Annotated in this window: 8 protein-coding genes and 4 pseudogenes; 7 read left to right on the top strand and 5 right to left on the bottom strand. The window is 67.8% G+C overall.

Translation table 11 applies throughout. The features are described 5' to 3' along the window. Positions 1 to 148: 148 nt before the first annotated feature. Positions 149 to 421, bottom strand: coding sequence for a hypothetical protein (locus ACFWBB_RS42050; RefSeq protein ID WP_385284421.1), 273 nt, complete (start codon positions 419 to 421; stop codon positions 149 to 151). Positions 422 to 812: 391 nt separating this feature from the next. Here ACFWBB_RS42050 and ACFWBB_RS42045 point away from each other — a divergent pair, with 391 nt between their 5' ends. Together ACFWBB_RS42045 and ACFWBB_RS42040 are read left to right on the top strand one after the other, a co-directional pair. Further along, positions 813 to 1,103: a hypothetical protein gene (locus ACFWBB_RS42045; protein WP_385284418.1), complete on the top strand. Its 291-nt coding sequence runs from the start codon at positions 813 to 815 to the stop codon at positions 1,101 to 1,103. A gap of 351 nt (positions 1,104 to 1,454) precedes the next feature. Further along, positions 1,455 to 2,692 (top strand): annotated as a pseudogene (locus ACFWBB_RS42040) (IS110 family transposase). Positions 2,693 to 2,729: 37 nt separating this feature from the next. Here ACFWBB_RS42040 and ACFWBB_RS42035 read toward each other — a convergent pair. Next, positions 2,730 to 3,449, bottom strand: a complete 720-nt coding sequence (locus tag ACFWBB_RS42035; RefSeq protein WP_385284415.1) for an SMI1/KNR4 family protein — start codon at positions 3,447 to 3,449, stop codon at positions 2,730 to 2,732. 206 nt (positions 3,450 to 3,655) lie between these two features. On the opposite strand from ACFWBB_RS42035, the gene ACFWBB_RS42030 reads away from it, so the two are divergent. The 4 genes and pseudogenes from ACFWBB_RS42030 (at position 3,656) to ACFWBB_RS42015 (ending at position 6,188) form a co-directional block, all read left to right on the top strand. Further along, positions 3,656 to 3,934, top strand: coding sequence for a hypothetical protein (locus ACFWBB_RS42030; protein ID WP_385284412.1), 279 nt, complete (start codon positions 3,656 to 3,658; stop codon positions 3,932 to 3,934). 165 nt (positions 3,935 to 4,099) lie between these two features. Beyond that, positions 4,100 to 5,074: pseudogene (locus tag ACFWBB_RS42025) on the top strand (phage/plasmid primase, P4 family); the annotation flags it as partial. Further along, entirely contained in the window at positions 5,071 to 5,472 is a 402-nt protein-coding gene (locus tag ACFWBB_RS42020; protein ID WP_385284409.1) for a DUF6009 family protein, read from the top strand. The pseudogene ACFWBB_RS42025 and the gene ACFWBB_RS42020, both read left to right, overlap by 4 nt. A gap of 482 nt (positions 5,473 to 5,954) precedes the next feature. Beyond that, positions 5,955 to 6,188 carry a hypothetical protein gene (locus ACFWBB_RS42015; protein WP_385284407.1) on the top strand — a complete coding sequence of 78 codons (234 nt, stop codon included), beginning with the start codon at positions 5,955 to 5,957 and terminating at the stop codon, positions 6,186 to 6,188. A 596-nt stretch (positions 6,189 to 6,784) separates the two neighbouring features. Here ACFWBB_RS42015 and ACFWBB_RS42010 read toward each other — a convergent pair. Continuing rightward, positions 6,785 to 7,013: pseudogene (locus ACFWBB_RS42010) on the bottom strand (IS5/IS1182 family transposase); the annotation flags it as partial. Positions 7,014 to 7,149: 136 nt separating this feature from the next. On the opposite strand from ACFWBB_RS42010, the gene ACFWBB_RS42005 reads away from it, so the two are divergent. Next, positions 7,150 to 7,665 (top strand): hypothetical protein, encoded by a 516-nt coding sequence (locus tag ACFWBB_RS42005; protein WP_385284404.1) that lies wholly within the window; start codon positions 7,150 to 7,152, stop codon positions 7,663 to 7,665. Between the two features lie 22 nt (positions 7,666 to 7,687). Here ACFWBB_RS42005 and ACFWBB_RS42000 read toward each other — a convergent pair whose 3' ends face one another. Together ACFWBB_RS42000 and ACFWBB_RS41995 are read right to left on the bottom strand one after the other, a co-directional pair. Continuing rightward, positions 7,688 to 7,777: a transposase domain-containing protein gene (locus ACFWBB_RS42000; RefSeq protein ID WP_385284401.1), complete on the bottom strand. Its 90-nt coding sequence runs from the start codon at positions 7,775 to 7,777 to the stop codon at positions 7,688 to 7,690. A 24-nt stretch (positions 7,778 to 7,801) separates the two neighbouring features. Next, a pseudogene (locus ACFWBB_RS41995) lies at positions 7,802 to 8,170 on the bottom strand (transposase); the annotation flags it as partial.

Here is an 8,170-nt window from a genome sequence, read left to right as displayed (position 1 = left end):
GCCTTTACTTGCAACCCCCGACCACAACCCCCCGCGGCTAAACAACTCCCCCGCCACTGGTGGTACGCCCGCGGGGTGTGGGGCGGGTGTCCCGGAGGACACCGGCCCCACACCGTTGTGACGAGCTCGGGCAAACTGACCGGCTTGGTCAGCCGGCGAGCTCGACCATGACGGTCGCCGTGCCGGGCACATGCCGGGCGTCGCCCGGGTAGGTGACTGTGTACTGGGGATACGTCATCCAGTCGGGCGGGGTGTCACTGAAGCTGAAGGTGCCGTCCCGTTTGACCTTCACATCCGGCAACTCCACGCCGTTGCGGGTCACCGTGACCGTCTTGTGCCTGGGGAAGGGGGCCAGCGAGGTCAGTTTCCCTGTCACGGCGTCAACGGCCGTGATCAGCTGGCCGACCTGCTGGCCAGACATGATCGAATCACGGAACTGCGCGCGTACGCGGCATCCGAGTACCACGGGCACGCCGTCCAGCGCCTTGCCGAAGTGCTGGAGGAACGCGGCGACGTGGAAGGCGCAATCGCCGCCTACCGCACGTTCGGTGCTACGCCGGACGGAATGTGGCATGTGGCTGTCCCGCTGTCCGAACTCCTGGTGCGGCAAGGACGGGGCGACGAGGCGATCGAGGTGATGCGCGCGCTCGCCGAACGGCCCAGCGGCGCGGAGGACTGGCTCGTCCACACTCTTTTGCACCCTGTACGCCGACCAGGGCCGGCCCCGGGACGGCCTGGCCCACCTCGATGCCCTCAAGGGACGAAGCGGCGGCAGCGAAGAATGGGACTTCTTCCGGATGCGGCTATCACTCATGGCCGACTGCGGCCTGCTCGTTGAAGCGATCGAGCAGGCGCGTGCGCACCCCGAGGGCGACACCTGGTACGCGGCCTGGGCGCTGTCCGACGTGCTCGCCGAAGTCGGCCGCACCGAGGAAGCCGCCGCAGTCCTCGAACAGCACCCGACATTCAACAGCTCTCTCCGTGCCGAGCGCCTTATCGACCTCGACCGCATCGAAGACGCTGTACGAGTCCTCCAGCAGCCGGTGACCAAACCGACCACTCCAGCCTGGGGCAGCACCTACACCACCGAACCACCGTTCTAATAGCTCGTCAGTGAGGCCGATCGCGATAGGACTTGATCCCTCTTGGTCAGACCGGCCCCTCCACGCGGTCGTTGCCGGGCAGAGGCCTAAGGACCATTCGGGATGCGATCCCCGAGACGAGACTGGCCCCGCCCGGTACCGCCTGGTACTGCGGTTTCATGTCCTCAGCCCGCCGGCAGGGGCCGACCTCTCAGACGTTCGCGAGCCAAGAGCTCTCCAATAGACCGAGGTCCCTGCCGGTCGCTGGAGACACGAACGGCTAATGAGATGGCGTGCCCCGAGCACTTCTATTAGAGCGCCGCGTGCTCCGCCTTGAGCTGCGCATACGTGCCGACAAGCGAAGGGAGGGCAATGTTGAGAAGGATCTTCTGCGGCATCGACTGGGCCGAGAGCCACCACGACATAGCGCTCGTCGACCAAGACGGCGACCAGGTCGCCAAGCTGCGGATCAGTGACGACAGCGCAGGCCTCCACGCCCTGCTAGAGCTGCTGGTCCGCCACGGCGACAGCCCCGAGGCCCCGATCCCGGTGGCCATCGAGACGCCCCGCGGCCTGCTCGTCGCCTCTCTGCGTGCCACCGGCCGCGAGATCTATGCGATCAACCCGCTGGCCGCGGCCCGCTACCGCGACCGCAGCAGCGTGTCTCGCGCGAAGTCGGACGCCGCCGATGCGCGAGTCCTGGCCAACATCCCGCGCACCGATATCAAGACCCACCGCCGTCTGCCAGCCGACAGCGAGCTCGGCCAAGCCGTTGCCGTGCTTGCCCGAGCCCACCAGGACGCGGTCTGGGACAAAGGTCAGCTGGTCAACCGGCTCCGCTCCCACCTGCGCGAGTACTACCCTGCCGCGCTCACAGCCTTCCACGGCAGCGGCAAGCTCGGCCTGGACTCCGCCCACGCCCGCATCATGCTCACCGCAGCATCGACTCCCGGCGCCGCCACCAAACACCAAACTGACCAGAAGCCAGATCCGCGCGCTGCTAACCGCGCCGGCCGACTTCGCCGCTCGCTCGACGACGAGATCGAACGCCTTCGAGAGCTCTTCCGCGCGGAACAGATACAGCAGCTGCCGATGGTCGAGCAGGCCATGGGTCACCAGACTGCGGCCCTTCTGCAGCAGCTCGATGCCGCCTGCAAAAGCGGCGACGATCTCGCTGGAGCCACCGAAGCAGCATTCCTGTCCCATCCGGACGCTCAGATCATGTGCCCGGCCTGTCGGTCATGTCCGGGGCACGAGTACTCGCCGAGATCGGCGACGACCGCAACCGCTTCGCCGACGCCAAGTCCCTGAAAGCCTATGCCGGCGCCGCTCCGGTGACGCGCGCGTCAGGCCGTAGCCGCGTCGTGGTCGCCCGTACCGTAAAGAACCGGCGCCTGGCCGGCGTCGGCTACATGTGGGCCTTCGCTGCCCTGCGATCCCCAGAACCGCGCATTCACTACGACCGGCGCTGGGACACCGGAGAGCGTCACACCGCAGCTCTGCGGAACCTCTTCAACAAGCTCCTGGGCTGCCTCTTTCACTGCCTGCAGGCGCGCACACCCTACGACCCCGAACGCGCCTTTGCGCACGCCCTCGCGCTGACTGCATGATCGCTTCGTCGGACCCGCACCGGTCACGAGCACCGCCTCAGCAGACCCAGGGACCGGGGAGCTCCTCGCGGATCGCGGCGAGATCGGCAGCGGTGCTCGCGTGCGCGTGGATCCAGGAGTGGTTTCCGAGGCCGTCGCGTCGCACCAGCCTGCCGGGAGCGGCATACCAGCGGACAGGCGAGTCGGCTTCGCTGGCCCACATGGGGTAGTCGGGCAGACCGACCCGCGCAAAGCGGGCGTGGAGGTCAGGCACCAGTGCGTCGGGCAACTCGCAGGCGTTGTAGAGGTCCGCCCCGAAGAGCGACTCGCTCAGTACGAGTTCCACCCAGGCCAGCGACATCCGATCGAGGAAGGGAATCCAGCCCCGGTGTGATTCCACCACCACTGGTGGATCGTCCTGTTCGATCTGGGACAGGGGGATTCCCCAGTCGGCACAGTCCTGGTTCTCATGGCGGAAGACCAGGACGCCACCCAGGGCGTCAACGACATCGAGCCCGTTCGGCCCGACCAGGGGGTCCTGCCGCCGGGTGAGGTCGTCCCGGCGGCCGAAGAGCGCATACCCCTCGCGCAAGGCCGCCGGGAGCTCGAAGCCCAGATCGTTCTCCGCGCCCGTCAGCTCCTCCACGGAACAGCCGTCCTCCGGCAGCAGAGGCCGTCCCGTCCACGCCTCGGCGAACCAGCACGCGAAGTCCACGGCATGGGCACGAGTACGCACTCCGCCCCGAAGAGCCACCGACACATCAGGTCCACCCAGCATGCCCAAGACGCTACTGCCCGCCTCGCGACGCCAATCGGCGGGGGCACGACTGGCCTCGACGGAGCACCGTCAGCCCCGGACTTGACGCACCAACGACATGAGATGTCTGACAGTTCGGGCCGGCCAACTACACGCCACCCGCCCGGGTGAACGGCCACCGAGGTGAGCCGACCAGTGCAGACTGCCCTCGATGGAAGGAGACGAGGATGTCCCTCGACGTCGTCGAGTTCGCCACCGCGCGCCTGGCGGAGGATGCCGCCGCCAGCACCGGACGCGCTGCCCTGCGGCTGGAGACCCTGCGCCTGCTGATCGCGGAGGAGTCCCCCCTGTGTATCTGCGACGAAGCGGACTCCCCACCCACCGACCCCTACGACCGGGACCATCTCCTGCCGCACCACTATGACTGTCTCGCCTACGAGGTGGCCCGGGCAATCGCCTTGGCCGACAGCCGGCACCCGGACTTCAACGAGGAGGGGAGGCCCTGACGGCGGTGCTCCTGGAGACAGGGCACTGCGCCGGGCACAGGATTGCTCGTCAGCCAGGAGCAGGACCAGCACGGTGGCATCGTCCCGGCGCCGGAACTGAGGCCGGTGGGGCAGCCCGGGGGAATCCGGTCAGGCACCGGACGGCTGCTCGGGCAGACGCTGTCGTCTCGCTCCACCACCGTCGGCCCGCAGCAGACACCCATCCCGCGCTGGCTGCGCTTCCTGACCGACACCTTCGGCGACGACGCCGAAGGCCTGCAAATGATCGACTACCTGCAGCTGCTGCTCGGATACTCGATCACCGGCGACGTCGGAGCCCAGATCCTCCCCTTCCTCTGGGGAACGGGAAAGAACGGCAAATCCGTCCTCCTGGACGTCATGATGAAACTGCTCGGCGACTACGCCGACGCAGCCCCTCCCGGCTTCCTGATGGCCAAACCGTTCGAAGGCCACCCCACCGACCTCGCCGAACTCCACGGCCGACGCGTCTACGTCTGCTCCGAGATCAAACCCGGCGACAAGTTCGATGAAGCCCGGGTCATCAAACACCTGACCGGCGGCGACCGGATCCAAGCCCGCCGCATGAGGCAGGACCCCTTCAGCTTCGAACCCACCCACAAACTCTGGCTGCTGGGCAACCACCGCCCCGAAGTCGGCACCGGCGGCTTCGCCTTCTGGCGGCGCATGCGTCTGATCCCCTTCGAACGCGTCGTCCCCGACGACCGCAAGATCGACAACCTGGCCGACCTCCTCGTGATGGAGGAAGGCCCCGGCATCCTGGGCTGGCTCATCGACGGTGCCCGCCGCTACCTCGGCGGTGACCGCGACCTCACCGGCCCCGAGCGCGTCCGGATCGCCACGACCGCCTACGCGGAAACCGAGGACCACACCGGCTGGTTCTACGAGGAATGCTGCCGGCTCGGCCCCGACCTGCGCGCCGAGCAGACGGCGCTCTACGCCGCCTACACCACCTGGTGCAACAATGAAGGCGCACTGGTCATGTCCTCGCGCGCTTTCGCTTCCCGCACCAGGGAACTGGTCGGGTTGGCCTCGCCCAAGGGGATGATCCTGTCCAACCAGCGCAAGTACTACCCAGGCATCGGACTGCTCACCGACGAGGAGAGGGAAGCCAGCGCATGAGTTCCCTGATCGACGCGGACGAGATCAGCCACGAAGTCGAGCTCGTGTGGCTGGAGGATGTCGACCAGCTCGACTACGTGCGCCAGAGCCTGGACCGGCTGCCCACTCGCAAGGGCAAGCCCGCTTACCATCGCGACGGCCGCATGGTCGGCTACGCCATCCTCGGCCCCGACGCCAAGGCCTCCCGCGCCTCGGGCACGTTCCGCCGTCGTGTCTTTTGGGTACCGCCCCACGACCGCGACACCGAGCCCGATGGCTTGTACGCAAGGAGCGCCCCCGCCGAAGCTGTCGATCCGCGCACCCTTGAACCTCGCGTCAAGGGCTACAAGACCGAACGCTCCGAAGGCGGCCCGCCTTCTCTCGCCATGCAGGAGCTCGGCATACAGCTCCCGCTGTAACGCCCGGCCTCGACCGCCGCCCCACGTCCCCTCGTCGCAGTCGGACCTTCGTGGCAGGCCTGCGCGCTGCAAGGCCGGACGACGCGTGGAAGTGGCGGCCCCTTCCGGCACGGCTCAACTAACCGTCTGTCACGCATAGTCAACCCATGCACCCAAGTCCGACAAGAGGCCCAATGCGCCTTCCTGCTCGACCTGATCACGCCAGCACCGCATGAGAGAGATCCGAACTGGCTCCTGGTTCCTGCAATACTCCGTACGAGGTACACCCGATCCGGCCTCGGTCCGACAGGCACGGACACCGCGGGCCAGACGGATCCGGCCAGGCTGAGGCATGCGAGGGGCCGGACTACGCCGCTGTACCTGCCCTGTGAGCCCTTGCTCATTCGATGGCCGGCCCAGAATTCCGCTGGAGCGGTCCCCGTCGGGCGCGCCCGACGGGGACCGTGGCGGTCAGACGTCCTTCCTTGTCCGTGAAGGCCCTGGTGAGTGAACAGCCGAACTACGCCGATACCGCCCGGCAGCAGCTGGAACCCGCGGCCGCCGACGCAGTGCGCGCCTACGCGGCCAAGACGCGGGCCGACGCCGACCGGTTCGCCGCCGTCCTGGAGGACATCGCCGCCAACGGGTTGCCCCCGGTGGAGACCTGCACGCCGTGGGAGGAACTGCGCGAGGCCCACCTCACCCGCCTCACCGCCCAGCGCCAAGCCGTCGCCTGATGACAATGCCGAACGGCCCCCGCTGCGCTCGCATCGCCTTCTCCGACGCAGCCGAAAGCAGCTGGAGACCATCACCAGCGAGACCGAACTCCACGCCCCGGACCGCGCCCTGGTCGTCATCTCCGTCGACCCCGACATCGGCGACGCGATCAAAACCCACCGGGGCGGACACCGCCTCGTCTCCGCTCGCAAAACCCGGACTGCGTCGAGCAGGAAATCTACGGATTCCTCCTCGTCCACCACGCGCGTCGCGACGTCATGCACCACACCGCTCACCAAGCCGGCCTCGACCCCGACCGGCTGTCCTTCACCCGCACACTTACATCGCCCGCCGCCACGTCACCGACCAGGCGGCACTTTCCCCCCTCACGACTCAGCCGAGCCTTGACCCACACCACCCGTGAGCTGCTGGAACGGCTCCTGCCACCCCGCAGACGACGTTCCAACCCCCGCGTCATCAAACGCAAGATGACCAACTGGCACCTCAAACACGCCCACCACCGGCTTCCACCGCCACACTGATGCCACCCACCAAACCAACCAGCAGACGCCAGAAACCAGCCTGAATCCATTCATTTTGGAACCGGGCTTACCGGGGGCTTACCCCGGTCCACGGGGCTCGGGCCCGCAAATTCGCCCCCTTTTAGCTCGCACATGAGCAGAGTCGAGAACTGTGCGGGAGAGGTCGACCAGGTCCCGTTCGTCCAGGAGCTGGAGAACCTCCTGGTGCAGCCGGTCCCAGACTCCCGTACGGGACCAGATGACAAACCGGCGATGCACGGTCGACTTGGACGCCCCGAAGTACGGCGGCAACGCCAGCCAGGCACGCACTCGTGGTTGCCGGTGTCTTGACACGGCTCGATGCATGCTGGTGGCCGTGGTACCGCACACCGCGCGTGCCGCGACGGCCGAGCAGGGACGCGTGACCTGCGGTTCCGTGACAGGTGAGGAGCATCGGGTGGTGGACGACCAGCGAGCGGATCTGCCGCCTGGCACGGAGGCCGGCGCCCTGGCGGACCGTCTGAAAGAGCGTATCTACGCGACCATCACGATGATTGCCGTGGTCGTCGGTCTGTCCTCCGGTGATGTGGGTTCCCTCGGCGCTGTCGCTACGGTCCTCACGACCGCTCTGGGGCTGTGGCTCGCGGCGTTCGTCGCCGACCAGCAGGCGCACCGCACAGTGCACGGCCACCTCGCCACCGGCCACGAGCTGCGCCGCATGCTGTACGTCAGCAGCCCACTTCTGTCGTGCGCCGTGGGTCCGGCCGTGCTGATCGCTCTGGCCGCGCTGGAGGTTTTTTCCGTGCACACCGCATTGCTGGTGGCGGCGTGGGTGGGCGTCGTCTCCCTCTTCCTGTGGGGCTGCCTGGGCGGGCTGCGCATGGGAGGCGGCGCCCTGGCGGCGGTGGTGGCGGGCATCCTGGACGCGGTGATCGGTGTGGCGGTGGCCCTGGTGAAGGCCTCTGCCGGGCACTGACACGGCGGGGGCGCCGCCAGTGTCAGCGCCCGGCCGCTCCTCGGCCCATGCGGATCGCGAGCACGAAATAGACCACCACCCGCGCCGGCAGCAACCGCGACCGCTGTTCCACACGCCCGCACTCAATCACCTGCCCCTAGGGACTGCCTGCGGTTGGGATCAATGGGCTTTTCGGAAGGCTGCGGATCCAAATGGGCGCTGGGCGGATGGAGTCCGGCGAGGTAGCTCTCGGGTGACTTGTCGTAGCGGGTCGCGATGCCCCGCCAGTCCTTCATCTTGTTGATGGCCCGCTCAACTGTGTTGCGGTCGCGGTAGAGGCCGGTGTCGTGGGTGACGGGCCTGCTGCCCCGGCTGCCCTTGTTCCTGCGGTTGGCGGCCTGGTCCTTCTTCTCCGGAATGACGGCCTTGATACTGCGTTTGCGCAGGTGAGCGCGGTTTGTGCGGGAGGAGTAGGCCTTGTCGCCGGCTGCGGGCCGGGTGCGGGGACGGCCGACCGGCAGGCGGA

Source organism: Streptomyces sp. NPDC060000 (genome assembly GCF_042737375.1).
Classification (GTDB): Bacteria; Actinomycetota; Actinomycetes; order Streptomycetales; family Streptomycetaceae; genus Streptomyces.
The sequence above is the reverse complement of the archived record's forward strand: the minus strand, read 5'-3'. Positions and strand labels throughout refer to the sequence as shown.